Below are 25,301 nucleotides of genomic sequence, written 5' to 3' on the forward strand. Positions count from 1 at the left end.
ACCTTCTGACCCTGTCCGGGGTCACCCTGAAACGCATGGGGGCACCACTCTGGTCCCCCCTGGATCTGTGCCTCGCCCCCGGTGAGGCACTGCTGATCCGGGGGGATACCGGCATCGGCAAAAGCAGCCTGCTGCAGTTGATGGCCGGATTGCTGGCGCCGGACTCTGGCCAGATCAAGATCAACGGCAGAGCCGCCCTGGTGATGCAGGACCCTGACCTGCAGCTGGTACGGGAGATGATCGGCCCTGAGGTGGCCCTGTGGCTGGAAAACCTGGGTATGGCACCGGATGCCATGGTGCCCAGGGTCCGCCAGGCCCTGGACAGCGTCGGTTTGGATCTGCCCTTCACCCACCCTTGCCGGGCGCTCTCACTGGGTCAGCAGTACCGGTTGCTGCTGGCCTGTCAGTTGGTGGCGCATCCGCAACTGCTGCTGCTGGACGAGCCCTGGGGGCAATTGGATGAGGCGGGCTTCCGCACGCTCAAGCCTCTGCTGCTCGATCTGAAACGACGGGGGGTAGCCCTGGTGATCAGCGATCACTGCTACGCCCCCTATAAGGACCTGTGTGACCGTACCCTGACCCTGACCCGGGAGGGGCTGACTTCGGCAGCACCCACACACTCCTCAGTCCCCCCCTGGCCAGATCTGAAGCCGGGACCAAGTTGCCTGCGTCTGAGCGGCACGCTTGCCCTGGCCGAGCGCCGACTGTCGCTCTCTGACCTCTCTCTGGCACAGGGGGAAGTGGCGATCATCTGCGGTGCCAATGGCAGCGGCAAAACCACCCTGGCCCGGGCCATTGCCGGCCTGGGCAGCGCCCGCCCCGATGGCATCGAGGTTCGAGGCGGCTGCCGGCTGGCGTTGGTGTGCCAATCCCCCTCCCATCAACTCAGTGCCTGTACCCTGTCTGACGAACTGGCCTTCGGTCTCTGCCTTCAGGGCCTGAGTGAAGCCCAGGCGCACCCGCGCATCCTGCAACAACTGACGCAGCTGGGGCTGAGCCATCTGGCAGAGCGCTCTCCCCAGACCCTATCTTACGGCCAGCAACACCTGGTGGCCATCGCCGCACAACTCTGCCTGGAGCCGGATCTGTTGATTCTGGACGATCCCTTCGCCGGCCTAGATGGCGACAGTCGCCAGCGTCTGTGGTTGGCGTTGCAGGGGCAGGTAGCAGCGGGGGGAAGCGTGCTGATCACCAGTCATCATCCCATTGAGGCAGGCATCCGCCAGTGGCAGATCCAGGAGGATAAGCTTGTTGCGCTATGACCCCTTAGTCCGGACCCGCTTCAAGCTGGTGGTGACCCCGCTGGCCACCTCCCTGGTGCTGTTGGGGCCGCCGTGGTTACTGCCCCCAATGGCGCTGCTGCTGCTCTGGGCCACCGCGCGCTGCCCAAAGGGTACCGCTGCCCTGTGGCAACTCAGATACATCGCCCCGGTTCAGGGGACGGTGATCGCCCTGCTCTATCTGCTGAAGTTTGGCCCTGGCGGACTCACCGCCGCCGCCCTGGTCTGGAGCCGGATGATGCTGATGCTGCTTCCGGGCCTGTGGTTTTTTCTCAGCACCCAGTCTCATCAGGTGGTGCGTGCCTTAAGAGGGATTCTGAGCAGCCATCAGGCACTCATCCTCTCCACCACCCTGAGCCTGTTACCCAGACTGACCCGTGAAGCCACCGAACTCTACCAGCTGCAACTATGGCGGGGACACCCCCTGGCCCCAAGCCAGTTCTGGCGTCCCAAAGCCTGGCAGGCGCTGACGAAACTGGTGCTGCTGCCTCTGCTGATTCGGGTGATTCGACTCTCTCAGCAGCAGGCAACCGCCCTTCAGGCCCGCGGCTATCGCCCGGATGCCACCCTGACCCACTTCCCAATGGAGGCCCCCAATGACCAAACTCCCCCTGGCCGACGCCATACTTCTCGGTGCCCTGGCGCTGCTGATGGTGGGCCTTAAGTCCCTGCTTCGACTGAAACTTGGGCTGGCTGGCCACTCCATGTTCCTGCTGGTGCTGATCCTGCTGCTGGCCAGGGGTCTGGTGCCCGTCAGGGGCAGTGTGCTCTATTGTGGCCTGATGGCCGGTTTGTTGGCCCTGGTGCTCGGCGTCGGCAAAGGGGGCCCGCTGGTGATATTGAAATTTGCCTTGCCCGCCCTGGCCATGGAGGCGGCCCTGCTGTTCCTTCCCCAGGCGCCCTGGTTTCGCATTCAGGCGATACTGGTTGCCCTGGCCGGACTGACCGCCTGGCTGCTCAAGGGCGGTGTGGAGCTCCATCTCGCCGGGGCCGACCCCTCGGTGATCGCCGCCCAACTGGCCTGGAAAGGACTGGGAGGCTGCCTGTTCAGCCTGCTCGGCGCCCTGGCGGTGCCCCCGCTGATGTCGCTGCTGGCGCACCACCAACTGATCTCACCCCGGAGGCAACCACAATGATCCTCTACCTTTGCATAGACGACACAGACCAGATCGGCACCAAGGGAACCGGCGAACTGGCCGAGGAGCTGGCGGCGCACATTCAGCAGCTGGGGTTGGGGCGTTGCAGCGCCGTGACCCGCCATCAACTCTATGTCCATGAATCGATTCCCTACACCTCCCACAACAGCGCCATGTGCTTTGCCATACGCCAGCCCGGGGCTGTCGCCACCATTCGCAACCTGGCCATCGACCACCTGAACAAGGAGTCCGCCGCCGGCTCCGATCCCGGCCTTTGCCTGTATCAGGGGGGCGATGATGCCAGTCGCCGCGCCCTGATCGCCTTCGGCTATCGGGCCAAGAGCGAGGTACTCACCAAGACACAGGCCTATGAGATGGCCGAACGCTGCGGCGCCCTGCTGTCGGAACATGGCGGAACCGGCGACGGCATCATCGGCGCCCTGGCGGGAATCGGCCTCCGACTCGGCGGCAACGACGGCCGATATAAAGGGCAGTTTCAGGCGCCAGCAGAGGGGGAGCACTTTACCGTCGCCCAACTGCTCAGAGAGACCGCCCTGGATCAGGTGCTGTCTCTCAGCCACGAATCACTCTCCCCCACAGAGCGGGTGTGCCTCGAGGGAAAGCGCAAGGCAGTGCTGCTCAATCACCGCATGACCCTGCTGGTGTCCCGTGAAGGACAACATTGGGTCAATGCCCAGAAACGCCACCTGCACAGCTATTGAGGAATCCACACCATGGAGCTGGACACAAGCCGATTCAGGGCACAGCAGTGCCGCAGATTTCAGCCGGATGATGAGGATGAGCAGGTGGATGACCAGCTTCGCTCCTGCGTCAATTGCGCCTACCGGCGCTGGCTGGCTTCCGGCTACCTGTGCTGTCACCCGAAGATAACCTCGCCACCCCGAGTATCCGACTAAAACAGTAAGACATTATTCTCCTGAACTTTTTTGTGGTTTTTTCCTGTCGGGCCGAACCAAGCTCAACTACCTTTTAGGGGCACCTCCCGATAAGGACAAAAAGGAGAGTAATGATGAGCAGTTGGAACCGCTTGGGACTCGCCCTGCTGGTGGGTTCTTCTTTAATGCTGAGCGCCTGTGACGGCGACGATGGCGCAGACGGTGCCCCAGGGCCTGAGGGGCCTCCCGGACCTCCAGGGGATCCCGGGCTGCCCAGTGACGGTTTCACCCGAGGCGCCGAGCTGGCCTCGGACGTCACTTTGACCCTGGAGAGCATCACAGTCACCGGGGCCGATCCCTTTGCCCTGGCCTTCACCGCCTCCGGCAAAAACGAGCGGGGTGAATCCGTGCCCCTGGTCGGCCTGTCCCGTATCGCCCTCTATGTGATGAACCAGACCGCCAACAGCAGCGACAGTGGCGCTCCGGTGCAGTGGATCAGCCATACCCAGGCCAACGGTTTTGGCAGCTCCATGTTCTGCACCCCAACGGGCAGCACAACCTCCAGGGGCAGTGAGGTCAATGCCTGCACCCTGATGGAAGATCCGGACAATCCGGGCCGCTACACAGGCAGCTGGAGCCACGACGGCAGCGCACCTGTCATCCTGACGGATGGTGACGCCAACGCCCTGCACCGGGTGGTGATCCGCGCCTACGATCTGACCAACAGCGACGGCGAAGGGGTGGAGGACAAGGTAATGTCCCAGCCCAAGGACTTCATACCCGCCACCGGAGCGGACGCCGTTTCGGTCAAAGACAGTGTGGCCAACGCCGCCTGTATCCAGTGCCACGGTGCCCTGGACGGCTACCCGGAAGGGGACGACCGATTCGCCTCCATATCACGCCACGGCAACTACCAGAAGGTGGAGCAGTGCGTCGCCTGCCATACCCCGGCTCTGGGGGGCGCAGACTTCGCGCCGATGATTCACGGTATCCATGCGGCGGCCCTGGAGGGGTATGACACCCTTGGCTATCCGGCGGAACTGTTCCAATGCCAGCATTGCCACGGTGAGATGGACAGCTGGCAAGCCAATGTCTGGGGCCAGGCCTGTCAGGCCTGTCACACCAGCGAAGCCGCAGCCAACCACATCAGCACCGTCGGCACAGACCGGGGCTGTAACAGCTGTCACGGCATGGACGCGCCTCCCGCCGGACCTGGCCTGCCCGGGACGGTGGCAGACAACCACATGCCGATGCGCCGTGCCATGATGGCGGCCACTCCAGGGATGGCGTTTGAGTTCACCTCGGCGGCGGTCAGCGACAACGGCATCGACGATGGCCTGAGCACCCTGACGGTCACCGCCAACCTCAGCTTCAATGGCGCCCCGGCGGCAGACGACTTTGACTTCACCCCCTACATGACCAACACGGGCCGCGGCATTCTGCTGGGTAATGTGGCCAGCGACGGCGTGGTCACCCGCAGTACCACCCTGGATATCCACGGCGACAGAGTCAGCCTGACCGGAGGCGTATTGACGGTGGCCAGAGATCTGGCCGACGCCAGCCTCACCGGTACCATCTACCTGACCGCCGAAGTGCAGTTCTGCGGTGAGGCGGGCATGGCCATGCCCTGCGAGGCGGACGGCATCGGCTACGCCAACCTGGCGCCGGTGGCCTACTACAACCTGGATGGCGGCGATCCCACTCCGGCTCGCCACAGCCAGCCTGATCGGGTGACGGTCACCGAGGCCAGCTGTAACGCCTGCCACGACAACCTGACCCATGTAAAAGGCACCCATGGCGCCACCGAGTTCACCCAGTGCATGCATTGTCACAACAGCACCTGGGCAGGCTCCTTCCATCCCCAGGTGAACCTGATCAACGACGATGGCAGCTTCACGGCCATACCTGGCCTGACGTACGCCAACCGGGATCTGTTCACCGTGGTACACCGCTATCACAGCGGAGCCTGGGACAGCGAAGAAGCGGGCGGGGTGTACCTCAATGGTGACGGCGAACTTCAGGGCTACCCAGCCAGCATCGCCGACTGCGGCGCCTGCCACACCGAAGGCCAGTCTCTGTTTGCCGCCGACGGCGGCCTGACCTCCGGCAAGCGCGCCATCGCCATCGGCACCGATCAGTACATCACCCCGGTCGCCGAGAGTTGCCGCAGCTGTCATGCCCATTCCGACGCAGCGGCCCTGGCTCACTTCGAAAGCAATGGGGCCACCACCGCAACGGCTCCGGACAGCAGTGCTGACCTGCCGGTAGAGAGCTGTGCCACCTGTCACGCAGAGGGCAAGACCTTCGGCATCGACACGGTTCACGGTCACTGATCCAAGCCAAGCACCACAGGGCCCCGGTCGGGGCCCTGTTTCTTTGTCCCGTCGGCAGGGGTACACTGCCCTTCCAGCATCACGACAGAGTTCCCATGAGCAAGAAAGATCAACACACTCCCTCCCCCCAGGTGGTGGCAGAAGCGGAGAAGATCGCCCGGGCCACCCAGAAGCCGGGGCAGACCAAAGAGCAGACCCGACTCATCGCCAAGGGGATCGAGAAGGGGATCGCCGAATACAAGAAGCGCGAGAAGGCCAAAGCCCGTGAGCGGGATAAGCTGAAAAAGAAGCAGGTCCGGGCCAAGGCTGACGCCGAGCCTGAAGCGGTGGCTCAAGCCGAAACCAGTGACAGCAAATCACAGCCCCTGCCCTGGATTCTGCTGGGGATCAGCTGGGCCGGATTCCTCGCCTATCTGCTGACAAGCTGATTCTGTGACCTTGAAATATCGTTGAAAATACGAAATATGGTGACGCAGCAATCACCATATTTCGTCAATCCCCTTCGCAATTCAAACAATCCCCCAACTAAAGGGGTATTTTCTCTTTTGGCACGTCCCCTGCTCTCTATTTACCACAACAAAAAACACTCTATAGGTAAATATGATGATGCCCATGCGTTTGACCAAATCAGCTTTGGTGATCTCCGCTCTGTTCTCCTCTATGTTCGCGATGAATGCCGCGGCTGAAGATGGAATGAATATCGGCGGCTCCGTTCGCGTTAATTACGGCCTTCGTTTTTACGATGACCAGCAGAAAGACAAGGGCGGCGATTTTAATTTCGACGTTCTGACCCTGAAGTTTGACGGCACTCACGGAAAGTGGGGCCTCTCCAGCGAATATCGCTTCGCCTCCGGCAAACACTTCATCAAGTGGGGCTACGGCTACTACCAGATGAACGACGACCTGCAGATCCAGCTGGGTGTAAACAAAACCCCCTTTGGTAACCCCGGCTTCATCTCCAACAGCTGGTGGTTCGGCCTGCCCTACTACCTGGGCTTCGAGGATGACTTCGATGTGGGCGCCAAGGCGGTTCACCACAGTGGTGACCTGACCACAGAGTTTGGTTTCTACAAGAATGGCGAATACAACTCCGGTGACAACAAGGCCTACGCGCCCGACATCTACAATGGCGTGGTCAACGGCACCGAGTACAACAACCAGGAAACCAACCAGCTGAACCTGCGCCAGGTGTACAAGCACAGCAGCGGCGAGCTGACCGTCAAAGCCGGTTACTCCCTGGAGTACGGCCAGATCTACAACACCAAGACCGAGAAGAACGGCGACCGCTACGCCGTGGCCCTGCACATGGACGCCAGCTACCAGGGCTGGAACCTGCAGCTTCAGGCGATGCAGTACGAGTTCGATGCCGAGAACCCAGAAGGCATGGACAACAACAAGATCGGTCTGGGCGGCGCCGGCTGGCAGTATGAAGTGGCGTCCAAGGCGCAGATCTACTCCTTCAACATCGCCAAGACCATCCCCACCAGCTTCGGCAGCATCAAGTTCTACAACGACTTCGGCATGCTGACCCCGGATACCGATGACAGCAGCTTCGATGACAGCTTCCAGAACGTCACCGGTGCCGCCATTTCCGCCGGTCCTGTCTACATCATGGCTGACTTCATCCAGGGTAAGAACATGACCTTCTCCACCAAGATGGATGACCACGTAGGCCTGCCTCAGGCCGGCGATGGCTGGGACCAGCGTATCAACATCAACTTCGGTTACTACTTCTAACCCGTTCTCCCCTGTTCAATTTTCCTGACCCTTTTGCCACCGCTTCGCGCGGTGGCTTTTTTATGGGCGCGGCTCAAAAAAAAGCCGGGCTCACTGCCCGGCTTTTCCTGTCTCGACTGCCCTACATCAATCCCAGCTTCTTCATCCGGCTGCGCAGGGTATTGGGGTGGATCTCCAGCCGCTCGGCGGCGCCCCCCGGCCCGTGGATCTTACCGCCGGTCAGGCGCAGGGCGTGCTCGATGTACTTGGCGGTCATGGTGTCCAGGGGTACCAGATGATCCCCGGCGCGGCTGGGGTCAATCACCACGGTCTCGCCGCCGGACGCAATAGGCACCTGATCGTGCTTGCCCGGTGCCAGGAAGTCGAACAGCAGGGGGCCGCCCCTGGATTGGATCATCGCCCGCTCCACCGCATTCACCAGCTCTCGCACATTGCCCGGCCAGTCGTAGTTCTGCAGTCGGGACAATTGCTCCGGCGCTATGGTGGGGAGCCGCTCCAGTTTGAAGCGCACCCGGAACTGCTCCAGCAGATGATGCACCAGCAGGGGAACGTCTCCCCGGCGCTGACGCAAGGCGGGGATGGCGATGGGGAACACGTTGAGTCGGTACCAGAGATCTTCCCGGAACCCGCCGGCCCGGACCATCTGTTGCAGATCCCTGTGGGTGGCGGCCACCACCCGGATATCCAGCTCCACCGGCTCCACCCCGCCAACCCTTACTATGGTGCGGCTCTGCAGTACCCTGAGCAGTCGCACCTGGGCAGACAGGGGCAATTCACCCAGCTCATCCAGGAAGATGGTGCCGCCATTGGCCTGCTCGAAATAGCCCTGCTTGCGCTTCTCGGCGCCGGTAAAGGCCCCCTTCTCGTAGCCGAAGAGTTCGGAATCGATCAGGCTGTCCGGGATGGCACCGCAGTTGACCTTGACGAAGGGACGGCCGGCCCGGGCCGAGCGTACGTGGATGGCGTTGGCGATCACCTCTTTACCGCTGCCGGTCTCCCCCTGAATCAGCACCGTGCTGTCCAGGGGGGCAATGGCTTCCACCTGCTCCATCACCTGCTTAAGTCCGGCGTGGGCGCCAATCACCTCATCCCGGCTGTCCATGGTCCGACGCAGGCTGCGGTTCTCCGCTTCCAACTGCGCCTTCTCCGCCAGCAGGTTGCGCCCCTGCAGGTTGAAGGCGGTGACCATGGCGAAGGGCTGATGCAGTGACTGCAGCAGATCCCCGTGGCGGGGGCGGAAACTGTGCTCCTCTCTGGAATAGAGCCCCACCACCCCGAGGTGAAAGTCGTCGCAACGCATCCGCAGCAGCATCACGGATTTGGCGTCGGGGATCAGCTGAGACAACACATGATGGGTCACACTGTCCTGCTCTATGGCATTGAGGATGCGGATGGGTGGGCGCTCCCTGTCCGTCAGCCCCTCACACATCTCCGGCGTCAGGGCGATGCGCCGGTCCAGCAGCTGGCCACCGCCGGCATTGGCATGGGCCAACATCTGTATCTCCTGGCTTTCCGCCACAAAGATGTTGATGTAGATGCCGTCCACCGGAATGTGGTCCGCCAGATACTCCAGGCAGGATTGGAGGGAGCACTCCAGCTGAAGGCTGCCAGACAGCCGCTGGGTCACCTCATAGAAAAAGCGCAGTTCGGAAGACATGGAAACGCTCAGGCAGTTACGAAGTCTCGTAATGGTAGGTCACAGCTGCAGGGTAAACCGGGGGTCAGGTCATGTATTTATATTTAGCTATATGGGGAATTTTAAAAAATGAAGCCTTGCTATCATTTTTATAATCCCTTAATTAAGTTTCGGCTTAATTTCCATTTTGTGCGCCACTGTTTTTTGCGTTTATTATCCTATTAACTCTATTTGAAATACGCTTTAGATCACAGTTTTGTTTTTCTGAGCCCGAGGCCACAAAGTACGATTTTTTTTGATATTGTTCACATCATTAGGCCGAGGCATCTTATTCCTTTGGTGTGACGATGCCACACTCTCAGCCAGATAAAGCCCTTGGTTAGATTTCGTAGATAACCACGATATCCAGTAAACGGATGTACGAGATATCGTAGCTCGGGGCCGCCGATCATAGTTCTGCGGCCAAAACCTCCCTTTGGCACGGCTGGCACACTAGCTGCAACCTCAGGGCAAGAGACGAGGGAACCCCCCTGTCCATCGCAGACTAACAATAGATAAGCTGGAGATAGTGAAGTGAAAGCTGTAACGAGTAAAGTCGCACTTGCCCTTGCCCTTAGCCTGAGCGCCGGTAGCGCCCTGGCCAAGGATACCATCGCCCTGAACGGTTTCGACATGACCCTTGATCAGGCGTGGGCCATCGCCAAAGGCGACGCCAACGTGGACATCGCTAAGAAAGCCCACAAGCGTCTGGACAAAGCCTTCGACACTTTGATGACCGCCGCACGCCTGGGCAAGCCCGTTTACGGCCTGACCGTAGGTGTGGGCCTGAACAAGGACCACAAGCTGTTTGACGCCTCCGGCGAGATGACCGAAGAAGCCCTGAAAGCGTCCCGCGAATTCCAGTATAACGCCCTGCGTGCCCACTCCGCCGCTGTGGGTGAACCCATGCCAGCCGAACTGGTTCGCCTGGGCATGGTGGTCCGTCTGAACACCCTGCTGCACGGTCAGACCGGTGTACAGCCTGTGGTTGCCGATCTTTATGAAGCCTACCTGGATCATGACATCGTTCCCGTGGTTCCCTCCAAGGGCACCGTGGGCGAAGCGGACATCCTGATGGCCTCTCACGTAGGCCTGGCGATGCTGGGTGAGTGGGATGTGTACTACAAGGGCGAGCGCATGAGCTCCTCCAAGGCGATGAAGAAGGCAGGCATCAAGCCTCTGTCTCCCATCGGTAAGGATGCCCTCTCCATCCTCTCCAACAACTCTTTCGCCACCGCCTACGCCATGCAGGCACTGAAGGATTCCGAGCAGGTTCTGGACGTGGCCCCCACCCTGTTTGGCCTGTCTCTGGAAGGCCTGAATGGCAACGTTGCCCCCTTCCTGCCCCAGACCAACGACGTGCGTCCTTTCCCCTATGTTCAGGCCACTGCCGACACCATCCTGAACAAACTGGACGGTTCCTACCTGTGGGAGCTGAACAAGGATCGTCCTCTGCAGGATCCCCTCTCCTTCCGCACCTCCGGCTACACCTTTGCCATGGCCGAAAAGGCGGCAGACGAGCTGGAGAAGATGCTGAGCATCCACATCAACGCCTCTGACGACAACCCGGCCGTGGTTCTGAACCCAGGCAAGGAGTACGTCAACAAGCCTCAGGTGGCCAAGTACCTGATCGACGGCAAGGGCGGTGTGTTCCCCACCACCAACTTCAACCCTCTGCCTGTGGCCATGGCGGTACAGCAGCTGAGTGTGGCCATGACCCAGGTGTCTCACAACTCCGTGATGCGCACCACCCGACTGTCTGACGACCACTTCACCCACCTGCCCCGCTTCCTGACTGCGCCAGGTAACATGGGCCACGCTTTCGGTGCGGTTCAGAAGGCTTACGTAGATCTGCACGTACGCAACAAGCAGCTGGCTCAGCCTGTCAGCTTCGAGGGTGTGGCCATCGCCGGCAACATCGAAGACACCTTCACCAACCTGAAGCTGGCGTCCGACAACCTGATCCAGATTGCCGACAACATGAGCTACATCTTCGGCCTCGAGCTGTTCCACTCTGCCCAGGCCATTGACCTGCGCAAGATGGACAACCCCAAGCTGAAGCTGGGTAAAGACACCGGCAAGATGTACAAGGAGTACCGCAAACTGGTTAAGTTCGTGGATAAGGATCGTCCTTACACTCCTGACTTCCAGGCCTCTTCCGAGTTCGTGAAAGCCTACTAAGGGTTATCTCACCCTGGTAAAGCCGGCCCTCGGGCCGGCTTTTGCGTTCCTCGAAATCACCAAATGTCGCAATCGAAAGATCCGCATCACAAAGACCCGCCAACAACAGATAAGAAACTTTCCAAATCCACACTTAACTTACGAAAATCACTCCAACAACTCGTAATCAATCACCATATCTCGTGACGCCTTAAGCCGACATTTCGTGCTTATGTGGGGCGGCTCATGAATCTGGGCCTTTTCCCCCCACCTGGCCAGGGTGGCACGGCCACTGCAGTGTTCAGGCATCACTTTGCCAAGGTGCACTGGAGAATTAACTATGAGTCACCAACACAACACCAACCCCTCCCGCCGGGCGCTGCTGAAGCAGGGTGCCGCCCTGGCCGCCGGCATGGGCGGCCTGATGGTTGCCGGCCCGAGCGCCGCCGCCTCCTCATCCCCCAGCCCCAAGTTTGACGAGATCTTCGACATCATCGTGGTCGGTTCCGGTTTTGCCGGCATGTCTGCCGCCGTTCAGGCCGCCGAAGAGGGTGCCAAGGTACTGGTTATCGACAAGATGCCGGTATTCGGCGGCAACTCCACCATCAATGGCGGCGCCATGGCCGTCGCAGGTTCCGGCCTTCAGGCCAAATCCAGCATCGAAGACAGCGTGGATCTGATGGTGTCCGACATGCTCAAGTCCGGCCGCGGCATGAACGATGTGGAGATGCTGAAGCTGGTGTGCGACGGTACCGCCGAATCCGCCCGTTGGCTGGAGAGCTACGGCACCGTGTGGAAGCCCTTCGTTCAGCACTTCGGTGGTCACTCTGTGCCCCGGGTTCTGCAAACCAGAGAGAGCTCCGGTGCCGGCATCATTCGTCCCCTGATTGCGGCAGCGAAGAAGGCGGGCGTCACCATGTACAAGCAGAGCAAACTGACCGCCTTCGTCCAGGATGAACAACACCGGGTGATTGGTGTAAAGGTCAAGAGCGGTTACTTCTTCCCCAAAGAGCGCACCGGCAGTGACAAACTGCTGGGGGCACGCAAAGGGGTGATCATGGCCACCGGCGGTTTTGGTCGGGACATCCCCTTCCGCCAGATGCAGCAGCCCAGGCTCACCTCTGAGTTGGACTCCACCAACCATCCTGGCGCCAACGCTGACGCCCTCAAGCAGATGATGCTGATCGGCGCCAACCCCATCCACCTGGACCAGATCCAGTTGGGCCCCTGGTCCTCCCCGGATGAAAAAGGCTTCGGTACCGCCTCTCAGTTCAACACCGCCGCCACCTATCAGAACGGCATCGTGGTCGACGTTCGCACCGGTGAACGCTTCTTCAACGAACTGGCGGATCGCAAAGCCCGGGCAGAGGCGATCATGACCCGCCGGGACGAGCAGGGCCAACCGGTCTACCCCGTCGGTTTCACCAATGAAAAGGGCGCGGCCAAGGCGCAGACCCTGGAGTGGGGTCTGAAGTACGACGTGATCAAGAAGGCGGACACCCTGGAGGAGCTGGCGGGCCTCTACGGCATCCCGGCGGAGAAGCTGAAGGCCCAGGTGGCCCAGTGGAACCAGTATGTGCGCGATGGCGAAGACAAGCAGTTTGGCCGCCCCTTGATGAAGGCATTCGAGCTGACCCAAGGCCCCTGGTACGCGGTGCGCATGTGGCCCAAGGTGCACTACTGCATGGGCGGCGTCCGGGTGAACACCCACTCTCAGGTGCTGCACCTGATCTCTGACAAACCGATTCCTGGCCTGTTCGCCGCCGGTGAAGCCACTGGCGGCATCCACGGTGCCTCCCGACTGGGCGCCTGCGCCGTGGCCGAAGGGGTAGTGACCGGCCGTAATGCCGCTCGCAGCGCCGTCAAGGCAGACGCCGTTTCCCTGAAGCTGGCCTGAGGAGCACCCAATCCATGAAAAGAGCAACCATGATCAAAGCCATCCCCTCCCTGGCCGCCCTGTTGATGGCCGCCACCGTCGGCCTGTCACTGCCCGCCATGGCCGCCAAGATGCCGCTGAAGTCCTATCACAAGGAGATCTTCAGCGACGACAAAGGCAACGTGGAGTGCAGCAGTTGCCACGGCGACAGCAAGCCCTACACCATCCCGGATGAGGACGCCTGCCTGACCTGCCACGGCAGCAAGGAGGACCTGGCCGAGGAGACCGAACGTCCCGGTCACGGCGCCGCCTACGAACCCAACCCCCATGACAGCCTGCACTATGGTCAGGATCTGAGCTGTGTCTACTGCCACGCCCAGCACAAGAAGACCGAGGTGTACTGCAACAACTGCCACGAGTTCAAATACCCCGAGCTCAAGCGCAAATAACCCAGGGCAGGACGCCCCACAGGTTTCATCATCATCTCACCGCCAATGCCCACATCAGTGGGCATTTTTTATGGGTTGAAGAAATTTTGGCCGATTCTGGCATTGGCAGGCGCCGCAACCAGCAGATCCGGCCACTAAAGGCAAGAGAGAGGGGCGAAATACCGTGATCAGTGCCCCGGGCACTGCTAGAATCGGACTCTGTTCAAACCCTTAAGCAGTAAAGTCCTATGAGCTTAGATCTATTAGATAAATTGGAGTCTCGCGTTCAGAGTGCGCTTGAGACCATTGAACTTCAGCAGATGGAGCTGGAAGAAGAGCGCGCCCGTGCCCAGGAGATGGCAGAGAAGGCGGCAGAGCTGGAAGCGCGCAACCGCGAACTGGAGCAGCAGTTGCAAGCCTGGAACAGCAAGGCAGAGGGCCTGCTCAATCGCCTGTCCCAGGCCGATGACAGCAATCAGCCCGCTCCGGGTCTGAGCGAGCTGGCCTAAATCGTTATCCGGCTGCTGCGGGTTCTGGCTGCAGCAGTCCGTTCAATTCGTTGATCACATCTCTCACTTTGGGCAGCGAGTGTCTGGGCATGATGAAACGCCCCGCTTTGAACTCAAGCCGACCTATGTGCTTCACCAGCACCACTCCGTCCCTGAACACCCTGGCGTGCTTGGCAATCATCCTTGGTGCGTAGATTGGGAAAATTCTCACCGTCAAATTCCTTGTTATATTCTGACTGACGCAAACTATCAGACCGCCGCAATTGTATTTGGTTTTATACGCAATACAACGTACTGCGATCAGATTAGCCCAAAGGGATCCGTAGCGATAATTTGACGCCTGCTCATTTGGCAAGATGTTGCAACTTTGTTACCTTGCTTGACGCAGTGTTCCTAACCGCGGACACCGGCAGTCAGTACTGCGCCCTCGAGGGGTATGGGGCTGAGAGGCCGTGGGGTCGGTTCCGCTTTTTGATCGGTGATTCACCGATCTTTTTTTTGTTACTGAAATGTGTATACATTATGCAGAAACATCCATTAACAAAAAGGGCGCCCCAAGGCGCCCTCTCAGAATCGTCAGGCTAAGCCTCAATCCTGCTTCTTGGCCAGGTAGTTAACCAGTTCGCTGAGCTGTTCGGCGCTCTCCAGGCTGCCCATCTCCACCTGATACTTGCCGTTGACGATCAGCGCGGGCACACCGCGGATACCGGAGTCGATCTGCTCCTTCTTCCACTTCTTCACCTTGGCGTTCACCATAAAGCTGTTCATCGCCTTATCGTACTTGTCGCCGTCAACGCCGTTGTCCACAAACAGCTGCTTCACATCGGAACCGGTGGAGAACTGCTTACGGGCATCGTGAATGGCGGAGAACAGAGGCTTTTTCACCTGGTCACCCACCTTGAGGGTCTGCATCACCGCCAGGGCCTTGGTCATCTCCACGCCCATGGGGCCACCGATGAAGTCCACGTGCTTCTGCTCAAACTTGATCCCCTCATCCAGCCCCTTCTTCAGGTTGGGCAGGTGCACCTTCTCGAAGGTGTAGCAGTGGGGGCAGTAGAAAGAGAAAAACTCGGTTACCGTTGGCTGGCCCTGCACCTTGGCCTGGCTGACCACCTTGTAGTGGGTTCCCTCTTCAAACTGGGCGGCCATGGCCATGGGGGCCAGCACCAGGGCGAAGAGGATGGCGAATAGTTTCTTCATAATCTCTACTCTGAATCAAAGGGTTGAATTGGCAACTACTGTGCCACAGCCCGGGGCAAACTAATAGCCCGGTGTCAGCGACAGCGCCGGCTCCTGCAGGGCCGCCAGCTGCTCCTTGAGCGCCAGCACCTGCTCCTCCCAGAATCGGCCGGTGCCGAACCAGGGGAAGTTACGGGGGAAGGCCGGGTCACTCCATCTCAGGGTCAACCAGGAGAGGTAGTGGATCATCCTCAGCGCCCGCAGTGGCTCCACCAGCTGTAACTCTGAGTGGTTGAAGTCGCAAAAAGTTTCATATCCCTCCAGCAAAATATCCAGCTGCATCACCCTTTGACTGCGGTCGCCGGAGAGCATCATCCACAGATCCTGTACCGCCGGACCGGTGCGGGCATCATCCAGATCCACAAACCCCGGACCATCGGGTGTCCACAGGATGTTGCCCGGGTGCATGTCCCCATGCAGGCGCTGTTGGGCCTGGTCCCAGGGCGCCTGAGTCACCTGCTCCAACACCTGGTCCAGCACGGTGAAGAAGGCGGTCTCGATGTGCGCGGGCAGCTGCGCCTGCTGCTCCAGCACCTGACGGGGCTGGTGACCATGGGTGTGGATGTTCAGCGGTGCCCGGTGGGCAAACTGCCCTCCACGGGCCACCTGATGCAGCCGGCCGAGGAACTGGCCCACCTGCTCCAGCTGCTCCAGGTTGTCCACCTCAAACTCCCGCCCGCCGATGCTGTCCCACAGGGCAAAGCGGTAGCCCTGATGTTCAAACAGGGTCTCTCCGTCGATGCGCAGTGGGGCGGCCACCGGCACCTCGGCATCGGCCAGTTCATGGGAAAAGGCGTGCTCCTCGAGGATCGCATCCACAGTCCAGCGCTGAGGCCGGTAGAACTTAACCACATAACGGCGGCCATCCTCGGCCCGAAACTGGTAGACCCGGTTCTCATAACTGTTCAGGGGCAGCAGGCCGGTGTCGGGGTAGATCCCCATGGATTCCACCGCATTGAGGATGCAGTCCGGTCCCAGGGAGTGAAAATCAAATTGGGCTTGGGTCATTGTTGATTCCAAAGTTGCGCCAGGAAGGCGACGACATCCGCCTCTTCGGGGCGTTCCGCCTCCAGCCAGAGGCTGTCACACAGCGCCTCATACTGAAGCCTCAGCCTGGCCCCTTCAAACTCCAGGGACCAGCAGTGGCGATCCGCCCCCCACTGGTGCTCGCCAATCTGGCAATCCAGGGCCCTCGCCAGCTGGGCGGCAAGTTCCCCCAGGCTCGATTCGGTCAGGCTGGCCTGCCAGCGCAGTTGCCCCGCGTCGGCATCGAAGTGAGCGCGGCCTAACTGGAGCAGGAGAGGGTGATGCTGCTGGCCCATGAAGGGGGGTCCTCGGAGTAGTGGGGCGTCTCAGGATGGTCATCATAGGGATGACACAGGGCCCGATGCAACTCCATTAGCGGCCCGGCGTCATCCCTTTCCGCCGCCTCGATCGCCTCCTGGGCCAGATGGGTACGCAGCACCACCGCCGGATTGGCCCGGGCGCGGGCCTGTTGCCAGGCCCCCAACTCGGTGAAGGAGAGCGCCTGCCGGTACTGCTGCCACCACTGCGCCCAGGCATCGTCACCGCCGAGGCGGACCTGCAGCTCGCCCCCCTCATCCTGGGGATCGAGCCGGGCAAACAGCCTCAGGGTGCTGTGGTAATCCACTCCGGCTCTTTGCATCATCCCCACCAGGGCAGCCATTCGGTCCAGCCTGGACTGAAGCTCCCCCTCTCCAGTCACCCCCAGCCGTGACTCCATCCGCCACAGGTAACGGGCGGTCAGCCGGCTCTGATACACCTCCAGTGCCTGAGGCATCACTTCGCTGTTCAGATGATCACTCAAGGCCAACGCCAGCCGCTGCAGGTTCCACCAACCGATGCCCGGCTGCTGATCGAAGGCGTAACGGCCATAGTGATCCGAGTGATTGCAGACGAAGCCGGGATCACAGCGGTCCATAAAGGCAAAGGGGCCATAGTCGAAGGTCTCCCCGAGCAGGGACATGTTGTCACTGTTGAGGACCCCGTGGGCAAACCCCGCCGCCTGCCAGTCGGCGATGGTCTCTGCGGTACGCGCGCACACCTCTAGGAACAGGGCCGACACAGGGTCCGATTGTTGCTGGCATTGGGGGAAGTAACGGGCCAGGGCGTAATCGAGCAGCGCCTGCAATCGTTCAGGCTGCTGGCTGTGGCGGAAGTACTCGAAGTGACCAAACCTCAGGTGGCTGGGCGTCACCCTGACGGTGATCGCCCCCCGCTCAGGCTGCTCACGAAACACCGGCGTGTCCGAGGCCAACACCGCCAGGGCCCGGGAGGTGGGGATACCCAAGTGGTGCAGGGCTTCGCTGGCGAGAAACTCCCGCACCGCTGAGCGGATCACCGCCCGGCCGTCTCCGCCTCTGGAGTAGGGTGTGGGGCCACTGCCCTTGAGGAACAGCTCCCAGCCATTGACCTCCCCCAGATGACAACCCCGGCCATCGCCCAGCCTGGGGGTATAGCCACCAAATTGGTGGCCGGAATAGACCTGGGCGGTCGGCGCCAATGGAAAAGGTCCCTCACCATTGAGCTGACGCAAAAGCGCCTCGCTGCACTCCCCCAGTCCGAGGGTGGAGGCCATCTGCTCACTCCAACCGAGCAAGGTCGGGTTTGCCAGGGGCACAGGCTGGACCTCCTCAGCCAATCCCGCTACCGCCTGATTGATTCCCGATGTTAGCTTCAGCACACTTTCTCCCATATCCCTCTGTCACAATAGCGGGATCTGTTATCCCAACTGGAGTGATCATGACCTCTATCCTGATGGTGGCCCACGACAGCCCCTATGGCTCCGAGAAGCTCTACAACGCCCTGCGCATCGCCCTGGCGCTGCAGGAACACGCCGACACCCCGATTCAGCAACACCTGTTCCTGATGTCCGACGCCGTGGGCGCCGCCCTGTCCGGCCAGAGCACCCCGGATCTCAGCTACCACATCGGCCAGATGCTGGAGCTGCTGATGGCCCAGGGGGTACCGGTCAGCCTGTGCAAAACCTGCGTCGAGGCCCGTGGCATCTCCGAAGAACGACTGATCCCCGGGGTGAAGATCGGCACCCTGGTGGAGCTGAGCCAGTGGACCCTCAGTAGCGACAAGGTGATCCATATTTGATCCCCTTCGCAAATCTAACCCAAGGCTGTAGAGGCATTGTCGATGCTTTTTTAAGATACCACCATACCTGAGCAATGAACCGGGGTATTGGATGAAAAGCGAATTTCTGACCGGGCGGCTGGCCCGTGAATACCAGACCATGGCCAAGATGACCCGCCTCTACTGTCGGGCCAACTGCAGCGACAGTGAGCCACAAACTGGCCTGTGCCCCCAGTGCGGCGAGCTGCTGGCCTACGCCGAGAAGAAACTGGACCGCTGCCCCTATGGCGGGGAGAAGCCCACCTGTGGCAACTGCCCCATCCACTGCTACAAGCCGGCCGAGCGTCAACAAGCCAGGGTGATCATGCGCTATGCCGGTCCGCGGATGATCCTGCGCCACCCCCTGGCCGCCATCCAGCACATTGCCGACAGCCGCCGCCCGGTGCCGGAGCGCCCTCCGATGCAGGCCAACCGCCGTCGCCGCAGCCGACCTCGGCCGCTGCAACCTTAGTACGAAAAAGGGCGCCAATTGGCGCCCTTTTTTGCCCAAAAATCCTCACCGGGACAGTAAGCCTCTACCCCAAATCCAATCTGAACCTACCGGCCTTTCACTCAAACAGACACAGGGTCGCCCTGACTCTTTAACCCTTTGGCAAAAATCCCCCTGTCGCCCCTACTCTGGGGCGGCAGATTTGGGTAAGCTCAACGGCAACAATCACAACAAGGACACGACCCATGAAGAGAGGATGGCTCCCCGCGGCAATCGCGGCGGCCCTGTTTGCCCAACCCGCCCTGGCCGAACGTCACCACGACATCACCCTGGACGACTTTTTCACCATCAACGGCATGAGCCAGGTGCAGCTGAGCGCCGATGGCAAGCAAGCTGTCTGGGTCCAGAGCTACTGGGACGAAGCGGCTGACAAGAGCCTCAACGATCTGTGGCGGGTGCAGCTGGGCAGCCAGATGCCCGAGCGTCTCACCTTCACCCCCGAGCGTGAGTCTCAGCCCCGCATCGACGCGGCCGGCAAGTACCTCTACTTCCTGAGAGGGGAGAAGCGCGGCGAAGGCAAGCAGCCTCCCTACAACGGCAAGTCCCAGGTGTTCCGCATGCACCTGAGCGGTGGCGAAGCGGTGCCTCTGACCCGCGAAGTCAATGGCGTGCGCCACTTCGAACTGGCGGATGGCCAGCTGTGGTTTACCGGGGTGCGTGACCACACCGAACAGGACGCCTTCACCCAGCACCGCAGTGCCAATAAGGGACCGGACTACGGCCACGGCACGGTCAAGGTGAACCCTCTCTACAAGCTGGATCTGCAAAACTTCCGCCAGGAACTGGTGCTGGATGACGACAAGGTGGTGTGGGACTTCGACATCAGCGCCGACGGCCAGCGCCTGGCCCGGGTCACCACCACGGACAACGAGCTGATCTTCCTCGAGGGCTGGTCCAACGTGGAGGTGTATGACATCGCCAAGGGCAACAACCTGGTGCTGGAGGACAGCGCCTGGCGTGAGCAGGCCCCCTCCCCCTACGGCTGGCTGATGCACCCCAAGTGGAGTCCGGATGGCGACAAGCTGGCCTGGCGCATCGACTTCGATGGCCACCCGGGCCAGATGTTCGTCGCCCAGTTGGACGATGAGATGAAGGTTGAGTGGCAGCTGGACATGAAGCGCCCCGGCAAGGCCACCCTCAACGGCAGCGACAGCCAGTGGCTGCCCGGCTCCGATGAGCTGTGCTACCGCGGCGCCGAGCAGGGCTCAGTCAAACTGTTCTGCACCGACATCGACGACGGCAAGCAGGGCAAGACCCGCACCCTGACCAAGGGCGACTATGTGGTGGGCAGCTACGCCTTCGATGGCCGCGGCAAAACCATGGTGATGAGCCACAATGCCCTGGACCACTTCTATGACCTCTATCAGGGTAAGGTGGGCAAAACCCCGCACCGGGTGACCAACATCAACCCCCAGAGCGACAGCTGGAAGCTGCCTCAGATCAGCCGCTACCAGTGGACCGCCCCAGATGGCAGCACAGTAGAGGGGATTCTGGAACTGCCCCCAGGCTACAAGAAGTCTGACGGCCCTCTGCCTCTGGTGGTGCAGATCCACGGCGGCCCGACTGCCGCCACTCCCTACGCCCTGGCACACCGCTCCTACGGGCGCGCCACCTTTGCCGCCAAGGGCTGGGCACTGCTCTCCCCCAACTATCGCGGCTCCACCGGCTATGGTGACAAGTTCCTGGTGGATCTCATCGGCAATGAGCACGACATTGAGGTGAAGGATATCGAAGCCGGCGTCGACGCCCTGATCAAAGAGGGGATCGCCGATGGCGACAAACTGGCGGTGATGGGTTGGAGTAACGGTGGCTACCTGACCAACGCCCTGATCAGCACCAACACCCGCTATAAGGCGGCCAGCTCCGGTGCCGGCGTGTTCGATCAGCGTCTGCAGTGGCTGCTGGAGGACACCCCTGGGCATGTACTCAACTACATGGAGGGACTGCCCTGGGAGAAGCCCGAGGCCTACACCCATGGCTCCAGCCTGAGCCACGCCGGCAACATCCGTACTCCTACCCTGATTCACATGGGTGAGAACGATGAGCGGGTGCCCGCTCCCCACGCCAAGGGTCTGTACCGCACTCTGCGCCATTACCTGAACGTGCCCACCGAACTGGTGATCTACCCGGGTGAAGGCCACGGCCTGAGCAAGTACTCCCACCGCAAGACCAAGATGGGGTGGGACCTGGCCTGGTTCGAGCACTATGTGCTGGGCAAAGAGCAGAAATAACTGATATTTCATCAAAATTGGGGAGCCTGTCGGCTCCCCTTTTTTATACTCTGGGTCTCGGATTGGCACAGCAAATATGGAGATTAACCTATGTGCACTCACCTGACCCTGGCTCCCTGGGGCGAGATCAGCAACCACAACCCCTACCTGTCGGGCCGCTGTCACGACTTCCCCTTCATCATTCCCACCACGCTGCAGCTGGTGCCGGCCAATGTGGACATTTTTCCTGATGGCCCAGCGGCGCCAACCGGCAACACCTACGGCTTTACTGCCGTTCGGGCGTCGGACGATTTGAGGGACTATCCGGTAACACCGGCCCTGAAGGCGCTGTTCAAAGGCCAGTTCGAGACCCTGGCCAGGAACACCTACTACGACGGCATCAACCAAGCCGGGCTCAGCGGCGCCGCCCTGTATATGGTGGGCTCCCAGTATGAAGTGGCTGACGCTGACCAGGAGGGCGTGCCCTACAACCAGCTGGTGGGCTTCATTCTGCGGCACTACGCCAGCGTGGATGAGATCGAGCGGGATTTCGGCCCACAAGGCAAGTTAGCGGTCACCAACCCCCTGCCCGGCGTATTGGAGCATGTGCTGCCCCTGCACATGGCCTTCACCGACAACAAGGGCCACTCATTGATCATCGAATGCCTGGAGGGCAAGACCCAGCTGTATCGCAATCAGCACGGCGTGATGACCAACCAGCCCGCCTACTCCTGGCACCTGAACAACCTCAACAACTACAACCGCCTCTCCTGCACCAATGTCATTGAGTTCGATGAACAGGGGCAGGCATCCCAGGCCAACGGCAGCGGCCTTCGAGGGGTACCGGCGGACGCCACTCCGGAATCGCGCTTTGTGCGAGCCTTCAAGCTGCGTCAGGCCGGCGCCACCATCAACGTGGATGAACCCGAGGAGCATCATTACCAGCTGAGGGTGATGCAAACCCTCAAGGTGCTGCAGAACATGTGGGTGCCCATGGGATCGGTGCTGGAGAATCTGAGCCTGGGACAGGACGGGGGGCCGGTGGACAAGCTGCTGGTGAACCCACCGAAAAATCCTCATGACTTCAGCCAGTTCTGTACCGTTCGCGACCACCAGAACGCCTGCTACTTCTACACCAGCTACAACAACCCCAGGCTCAACCGGGTAGAGCTGGCCACGGCACTGGAGGGACTGACGGAGATCCGCGACCTGAACCTGTTCCCGGCGAACCACTGGTATGAGGACGCCACCCAGACTGAACAGGTAACGGACTAACCGGCCCAGCCGTCACCGCCTGGGCGGACTGGTTCATCTACTGGGTATCAGGTGACGGCTGACCGCCAGGGTCTCAGAGGGGGTTTTGCCCAGGGTGTAACGCCCTGCCACGGCGAACTGCTGGTTGTATCTGGCCAGCCACTCATCCAGCTTTTGCTGAATGGGCGCCAACTCCTCATACCTTTGCGCCTTGAACAGGGGCTCATAGAGCTCGTTCCAGATCAAAGTATGGAAGCGGGCACCCAGGCCATTGACCACAGGACCGTTGTAGGCGCGCATGTGGATGTGGTTGCACTCCAGTTCGGCGATGGCCTGCTGATAAGGCAGGCTCTTGCCACCGAAAAATTCTGCCCCCTTATCGGTGAGCAGATTGGAGATGGGCAGGCTGTGCTGGCGATACCAGGGGGCCACCCGGCTCAGCAGGAATTCGCTGGCTGCGGCAGAGTCGTTGCTGGTGCTGATCCAGCCGTGGGCATACTGGCTGTAGGCGTCGAGGAAGGTGTGCTGATACAGGGTGCCCAGGGTACCCACCTCGCCCAGCTTGAAGGTGTCCTGAACGCACACCTCTCCAGGATAGCGACACTCCACCCCCATCTGATCCTGCTTGAGTTCGTAGAGCGCCTCTGCTTTGCGGCGAGACTCGGGATCCAGCTCCTTGCGCTGATCCAGGGCATTCTGCAAAGCCAGCAGTCGGTTCTTCTTGGTTTCCAGGTTGTGGCGAACCCAGATGGCCCGCACCCCGGAGGGGGAGATGGTGCAGCCTCGGGCGGTCAGCAGTTCGGCGGCCCTGGCCTGACCGTAGTTGGGGTAATCCAGGGCAATCTCGATCACCTGAGACTCCACCTCGGGGGAGACCCGGTTCTTCAATGCCGGCTTCTTGCGGGAGAGGTTCTTCAGACCCTGCTCTCCCGCCTTCTCATACTGACGCTTAAAACGGTAGTAGCTGTCTCGGCTGTAACCCATGATGTCACAGGCCCGGCTGATGCTGCCCAGTTCCTTTGCAAGCTGCAGCAGAGCCAGCTTGCTGCGAATGTCGCCACTGCTTTTTCCGGTCACTAGAGTGCCACTGATTTGTTGCAATTGAGTTCGAGGTTACCAGAAAACTCCATTAGGGGTGTAGCCCAACCACCTGAACCAGGTTTCTCCGAGTAACACACTGGTAATCCAGCCAATCATCAGCATGGTAAAGCCAAATTTGAAGGTGTCCGACAGGCTGTAATGGTCGGTGGAGTAGAGCAGCAACGCCGGCTTACTGTTGAAGGGGAGCACATAGACATGCTCAATCAGCAGTGCCACCGGCAGAGCCAGGCTCATCACCGGATAGCCGAAACGTTGGGCCACCCCAATGGCGATGGGCACAAACAGCATGGTCCTCATGGTCTTGGACTGAAACACCAATGAGCTGAGCAGCATGCATCCGGTCAGCGCCACATAGAACACCCAGAATGGGGTGGTCTCGCCCATGCCGAAGGTTTCCAGCCCGGCGTTCACCACCAGGTTGGGCAGATCCGTCTGCTTGAAACCGGCTCCCAGGGTATAGGCACCGGCGGAGAACATCAGCAGGTGCCAGGGGATGTCCACCTGATTCCAGTTGACCACCCCGATGCGGGGAGACAGCGCGACAATGGCGCCGATGAAGGCCACGGCCGTGGCACTGACACCGTGGTAGCGGTCAGTCGCCCAGAACACCAGGATGGTGACGAAGATCAGTATGGATTTGATCTCCATCCGGGTGACCGGCCCCATGGCCGTCAGCTCCTTCTGAAGCCGCTCCATGCCGCCGGGGATCTGGGGCAGGCGCTCCTCCGGCGCCAGAGGGAAGAACACCCGGGTGGCAAGTAACCAACCGATGAGGATCATGCACACCACTATGGGCAGGGCGACGATCATCCAGTCGGCAAAGAAGAAGCTGCCGCCTATGGCGCCGGCGATCAGGCTGGCCGCCAGCAGGTTGGCGCCGGACCCGGTCACAAAGGCGCCGGCGCAGAGGTTGATCTGCAGCAGGTTCTGCAGCACCAGGTTACGACCGAAGTTGTTCCTCTGGTTGCCGCCTCTGGCCCCGTAGACCGCGGCAATCACCATAAAGATCGGCATCAGTATCGCCGCCTTGGCGGTGGTGGCCGAGATGAAGGCGGACAGCACCAGGTTGATCACCATGAAGCTGTAGAAGATGGGGGTGGCACTGGTGCCGAAGCGACAGATAAACCACAGGGCAAACCGCTTGGCCGCCCCCGAGGTCACCAACATGGACGCCAGAATAAAGGAGAGGATGTTGAGCCACATGATGGGGTGCCCCAACTGGGCGTACGCCACCCGTTCAGGCAGTACCCCGGTCAGCACCATGGTAATGATCACGATGAGGGAGGTCAGATAGTTGGGCAGAGCCTCGGTGATCCACAGGATCACCGCCCCACAGAAGATCGCCAGCATCGCCAGTCCTTTCAGCCCAAAGGCTTCCGGCCCCAGCTCCTGATAACGCAGCGCCGCCCCCTTGCTCAACAGTTGTGGGTCAACCTGGGCCAGGAAGCCGGGCACATCGCCAAGCATCAGGGCAGCAAACACCGCCAGAGCGATAAACAACCCGCTCTGCTCCAGCCACTGCTCCAGGGAGGACTTGGCACGCACCGGCAGGTGCTCCATTCGATACTGACTCATGTCCAGGGGATCGTCCCTGACCACTTTCGCTACGTTCATCTGTCGTCTGCCTACTGTTTGACCTTGGTGACACGTTACCGATTTAGCCGAAGCAAAACCTGGATCCAGATCACTTTAACATCAAGGAAGTGTTTTTTTGATCAGATCCGCAAAGCTCAAACCAACTCCAAATAGATTTATTAAAATACTGAAATATAAGAAATAAAATAAAATTAACGACAAAGCAAAAAGGAGCACATG

24 protein-coding genes are annotated in these 25,301 nt (G+C 60.5%); 16 read left to right on the forward strand and 8 right to left on the reverse strand.

The window, feature by feature from the left end:
• Nucleotides 1-35: 35 nt before the first annotated feature.
• From QUE41_RS20075 to QUE41_RS20110, 8 genes are all read left to right on the forward strand, one after another.
• Nucleotides 36-1,262, forward strand: coding sequence for an ATP-binding cassette domain-containing protein (locus tag QUE41_RS20075; RefSeq protein WP_286340724.1), 1,227 nt, complete (start codon nucleotides 36-38; stop codon nucleotides 1,260-1,262).
• Nucleotides 1,249-1,944 (forward strand): CbiQ family ECF transporter T component, encoded by a 696-nt coding sequence (locus QUE41_RS20080; protein ID WP_286340725.1) that lies wholly within the window; start codon nucleotides 1,249-1,251, stop codon nucleotides 1,942-1,944. Before QUE41_RS20075 ends, QUE41_RS20080 begins: the two co-directional genes overlap by 14 nt.
• Nucleotides 1,877-2,416 (forward strand): core component of ECF transporter, encoded by a 540-nt coding sequence (locus tag QUE41_RS20085; protein WP_286340726.1) that lies wholly within the window; start codon nucleotides 1,877-1,879, stop codon nucleotides 2,414-2,416. Before QUE41_RS20080 ends, QUE41_RS20085 begins: the two co-directional genes overlap by 68 nt.
• Nucleotides 2,413-3,138, forward strand: a complete 726-nt coding sequence (locus QUE41_RS20090; RefSeq protein ID WP_286340727.1) for a DNA-binding protein — start codon at nucleotides 2,413-2,415, stop codon at nucleotides 3,136-3,138. Before QUE41_RS20085 ends, QUE41_RS20090 begins: the two co-directional genes overlap by 4 nt.
• A gap of 12 nt (nucleotides 3,139-3,150) precedes the next feature.
• Nucleotides 3,151-3,333 carry a hypothetical protein gene (locus tag QUE41_RS20095; RefSeq protein WP_286340728.1) on the forward strand — a complete coding sequence of 61 codons (183 nt, stop codon included), beginning with the start codon at nucleotides 3,151-3,153 and terminating at the stop codon, nucleotides 3,331-3,333.
• Nucleotides 3,334-3,446: 113 nt separating this feature from the next.
• The gene (locus QUE41_RS20100; RefSeq protein WP_286340729.1) at nucleotides 3,447-5,645 is read left to right on the forward strand and encodes an OmcA/MtrC family decaheme c-type cytochrome; all 2,199 of its coding nucleotides are present in this window, start codon (nucleotides 3,447-3,449) and stop codon (nucleotides 5,643-5,645) included.
• Nucleotides 5,646-5,740: 95 nt separating this feature from the next.
• Nucleotides 5,741-6,073 (forward strand): DUF2956 domain-containing protein, encoded by a 333-nt coding sequence (locus QUE41_RS20105; RefSeq protein ID WP_286340730.1) that lies wholly within the window; start codon nucleotides 5,741-5,743, stop codon nucleotides 6,071-6,073.
• Between the two features lie 175 nt (nucleotides 6,074-6,248).
• Complete coding sequence (locus QUE41_RS20110; RefSeq protein ID WP_502875913.1) at nucleotides 6,249-7,382, forward strand: hypothetical protein; 1,134 nt, start codon at nucleotides 6,249-6,251, stop codon at nucleotides 7,380-7,382.
• A gap of 121 nt (nucleotides 7,383-7,503) precedes the next feature.
• Here the strand turns inward: QUE41_RS20110 and QUE41_RS20115 are convergent, their stop codons facing one another.
• Nucleotides 7,504-9,039, reverse strand: coding sequence for a sigma-54 interaction domain-containing protein (locus tag QUE41_RS20115; RefSeq protein ID WP_286340732.1), 1,536 nt, complete (start codon nucleotides 9,037-9,039; stop codon nucleotides 7,504-7,506).
• A 552-nt stretch (nucleotides 9,040-9,591) separates the two neighbouring features.
• Here QUE41_RS20115 and QUE41_RS20120 point away from each other — a divergent pair.
• The 4 genes from QUE41_RS20120 to QUE41_RS20135 all read left to right on the forward strand — a co-directional run bounded on the left by QUE41_RS20120 (nucleotide 9,592) and on the right by QUE41_RS20135 (nucleotide 14,030).
• Nucleotides 9,592-11,238, forward strand: coding sequence for an HAL/PAL/TAL family ammonia-lyase (locus tag QUE41_RS20120; RefSeq protein ID WP_286340733.1), 1,647 nt, complete (start codon nucleotides 9,592-9,594; stop codon nucleotides 11,236-11,238).
• Nucleotides 11,239-11,557: 319 nt separating this feature from the next.
• Nucleotides 11,558-13,114 (forward strand): flavocytochrome c, encoded by a 1,557-nt coding sequence (locus QUE41_RS20125; protein ID WP_286340734.1) that lies wholly within the window; start codon nucleotides 11,558-11,560, stop codon nucleotides 13,112-13,114.
• 14 nt (nucleotides 13,115-13,128) lie between these two features.
• Nucleotides 13,129-13,542, forward strand: a complete 414-nt coding sequence (locus QUE41_RS20130; RefSeq protein ID WP_286340735.1) for a cytochrome c3 family protein — start codon at nucleotides 13,129-13,131, stop codon at nucleotides 13,540-13,542.
• A gap of 227 nt (nucleotides 13,543-13,769) precedes the next feature.
• Complete coding sequence (locus QUE41_RS20135; RefSeq protein WP_286340736.1) at nucleotides 13,770-14,030, forward strand: cell division protein ZapB; 261 nt, start codon at nucleotides 13,770-13,772, stop codon at nucleotides 14,028-14,030.
• A 4-nt stretch (nucleotides 14,031-14,034) separates the two neighbouring features.
• Here the strand turns inward: QUE41_RS20135 and QUE41_RS20140 are convergent, their stop codons facing one another.
• The 5 genes from QUE41_RS20140 to QUE41_RS20160 form a co-directional block, all read right to left on the reverse strand.
• The gene (locus tag QUE41_RS20140) at nucleotides 14,035-14,241 is read right to left on the reverse strand and encodes a DUF1107 family protein (protein WP_028107889.1); all 207 of its coding nucleotides are present in this window, start codon (nucleotides 14,239-14,241) and stop codon (nucleotides 14,035-14,037) included.
• Nucleotides 14,242-14,618: 377 nt separating this feature from the next.
• Entirely contained in the window at nucleotides 14,619-15,230 is a 612-nt protein-coding gene (locus tag QUE41_RS20145; protein ID WP_286340737.1) for a thiol:disulfide interchange protein DsbA/DsbL, read from the reverse strand.
• A 60-nt stretch (nucleotides 15,231-15,290) separates the two neighbouring features.
• The gene (locus QUE41_RS20150) at nucleotides 15,291-16,277 is read right to left on the reverse strand and encodes a serine/threonine protein kinase (RefSeq protein ID WP_286340738.1); all 987 of its coding nucleotides are present in this window, start codon (nucleotides 16,275-16,277) and stop codon (nucleotides 15,291-15,293) included.
• The gene (locus tag QUE41_RS20155; protein WP_286340739.1) at nucleotides 16,274-16,591 is read right to left on the reverse strand and encodes a DUF3630 family protein; all 318 of its coding nucleotides are present in this window, start codon (nucleotides 16,589-16,591) and stop codon (nucleotides 16,274-16,276) included. Before QUE41_RS20155 ends, QUE41_RS20150 begins: the two co-directional genes overlap by 4 nt.
• Nucleotides 16,555-17,973: a protein adenylyltransferase SelO gene (locus QUE41_RS20160; protein WP_286340740.1), complete on the reverse strand. Its 1,419-nt coding sequence runs from the start codon at nucleotides 17,971-17,973 to the stop codon at nucleotides 16,555-16,557. The genes QUE41_RS20155 and QUE41_RS20160 overlap by 37 nt, the downstream gene beginning before the upstream one ends.
• 59 nt (nucleotides 17,974-18,032) lie before the next feature.
• Between QUE41_RS20160 and QUE41_RS20165 the strand changes: the two genes are divergently transcribed.
• The 4 genes from QUE41_RS20165 to QUE41_RS20180 all read left to right on the forward strand — a co-directional run bounded on the left by QUE41_RS20165 (nucleotide 18,033) and on the right by QUE41_RS20180 (nucleotide 22,406).
• The gene (locus QUE41_RS20165) at nucleotides 18,033-18,392 is read left to right on the forward strand and encodes a DsrE/DsrF/TusD sulfur relay family protein (protein ID WP_286340741.1); all 360 of its coding nucleotides are present in this window, start codon (nucleotides 18,033-18,035) and stop codon (nucleotides 18,390-18,392) included.
• Nucleotides 18,393-18,483: 91 nt separating this feature from the next.
• The gene (locus tag QUE41_RS20170; protein ID WP_286340742.1) at nucleotides 18,484-18,882 is read left to right on the forward strand and encodes a nitrous oxide-stimulated promoter family protein; all 399 of its coding nucleotides are present in this window, start codon (nucleotides 18,484-18,486) and stop codon (nucleotides 18,880-18,882) included.
• A gap of 224 nt (nucleotides 18,883-19,106) precedes the next feature.
• Nucleotides 19,107-21,152, forward strand: coding sequence for a S9 family peptidase (locus QUE41_RS20175; RefSeq protein ID WP_286340743.1), 2,046 nt, complete (start codon nucleotides 19,107-19,109; stop codon nucleotides 21,150-21,152).
• Between the two features lie 90 nt (nucleotides 21,153-21,242).
• A complete protein-coding gene (locus tag QUE41_RS20180; protein ID WP_286340744.1) occupies nucleotides 21,243-22,406 on the forward strand; it encodes a linear amide C-N hydrolase in 1,164 nt (387 codons plus the stop codon).
• 33 nt (nucleotides 22,407-22,439) lie between these two features.
• Here the strand turns inward: QUE41_RS20180 and QUE41_RS20185 are convergent, their stop codons facing one another.
• Nucleotides 22,440-23,462, reverse strand: a complete 1,023-nt coding sequence (locus tag QUE41_RS20185; protein ID WP_286340745.1) for a helix-turn-helix domain-containing protein — start codon at nucleotides 23,460-23,462, stop codon at nucleotides 22,440-22,442.
• Between the two features lie 36 nt (nucleotides 23,463-23,498).
• Nucleotides 23,499-25,100, reverse strand: a complete 1,602-nt coding sequence (locus tag QUE41_RS20190) for an SLC13 family permease (RefSeq protein ID WP_286340746.1) — start codon at nucleotides 25,098-25,100, stop codon at nucleotides 23,499-23,501.
• Nucleotides 25,101-25,301 lie beyond the last annotated feature (201 nt).

This window comes from Ferrimonas sp. YFM (assembly GCF_030296015.1).
GTDB lineage: Bacteria > Pseudomonadota > Gammaproteobacteria > Enterobacterales > Shewanellaceae > Ferrimonas.

Bases quoted from the DNA above. Each gene is read 5' to 3' on its own strand.
- QUE41_RS20075 (WP_286340724.1), top strand. From the start codon at position 36: ATGGGGGCACCACTCTGGTCCCCCCTGGATCTGTGCCTCGCCCCCGGT.
- QUE41_RS20085 (WP_286340726.1), top strand. From the start codon at position 1,877: ATGACCAAACTCCCCCTGGCCGACGCCATACTTCTCGGTGCCCTGGCG.
- QUE41_RS20090 (WP_286340727.1), top strand. From the start codon at position 2,413: ATGATCCTCTACCTTTGCATAGACGACACAGACCAGATCGGCACCAAG.
- QUE41_RS20095 (WP_286340728.1), top strand. From the start codon at position 3,151: ATGGAGCTGGACACAAGCCGATTCAGGGCACAGCAGTGCCGCAGATTT.
- QUE41_RS20100 (WP_286340729.1), top strand. From the start codon at position 3,447: ATGAGCAGTTGGAACCGCTTGGGACTCGCCCTGCTGGTGGGTTCTTCT.
- QUE41_RS20105 (WP_286340730.1), top strand. From the start codon at position 5,741: ATGAGCAAGAAAGATCAACACACTCCCTCCCCCCAGGTGGTGGCAGAA.
- QUE41_RS20110 (WP_502875913.1), top strand. From the start codon at position 6,249: ATGATGCCCATGCGTTTGACCAAATCAGCTTTGGTGATCTCCGCTCTG.
- QUE41_RS20115 (WP_286340732.1), bottom strand. From the start codon at position 9,039: ATGTCTTCCGAACTGCGCTTTTTCTATGAGGTGACCCAGCGGCTGTCT.
- QUE41_RS20125 (WP_286340734.1), top strand. From the start codon at position 11,558: ATGAGTCACCAACACAACACCAACCCCTCCCGCCGGGCGCTGCTGAAG.
- QUE41_RS20130 (WP_286340735.1), top strand. From the start codon at position 13,129: ATGAAAAGAGCAACCATGATCAAAGCCATCCCCTCCCTGGCCGCCCTG.
- QUE41_RS20135 (WP_286340736.1), top strand. From the start codon at position 13,770: ATGAGCTTAGATCTATTAGATAAATTGGAGTCTCGCGTTCAGAGTGCG.
- QUE41_RS20145 (WP_286340737.1), bottom strand. From the start codon at position 15,230: ATGAAGAAACTATTCGCCATCCTCTTCGCCCTGGTGCTGGCCCCCATG.
- QUE41_RS20150 (WP_286340738.1), bottom strand. From the start codon at position 16,277: ATGACCCAAGCCCAATTTGATTTTCACTCCCTGGGACCGGACTGCATC.
- QUE41_RS20155 (WP_286340739.1), bottom strand. From the start codon at position 16,591: ATGGGCCAGCAGCATCACCCTCTCCTGCTCCAGTTAGGCCGCGCTCAC.
- QUE41_RS20165 (WP_286340741.1), top strand. From the start codon at position 18,033: ATGACCTCTATCCTGATGGTGGCCCACGACAGCCCCTATGGCTCCGAG.
- QUE41_RS20170 (WP_286340742.1), top strand. From the start codon at position 18,484: ATGAAAAGCGAATTTCTGACCGGGCGGCTGGCCCGTGAATACCAGACC.
- QUE41_RS20175 (WP_286340743.1), top strand. From the start codon at position 19,107: ATGAAGAGAGGATGGCTCCCCGCGGCAATCGCGGCGGCCCTGTTTGCC.
- QUE41_RS20180 (WP_286340744.1), top strand. From the start codon at position 21,243: ATGTGCACTCACCTGACCCTGGCTCCCTGGGGCGAGATCAGCAACCAC.
- QUE41_RS20190 (WP_286340746.1), bottom strand. From the start codon at position 25,100: ATGAACGTAGCGAAAGTGGTCAGGGACGATCCCCTGGACATGAGTCAG.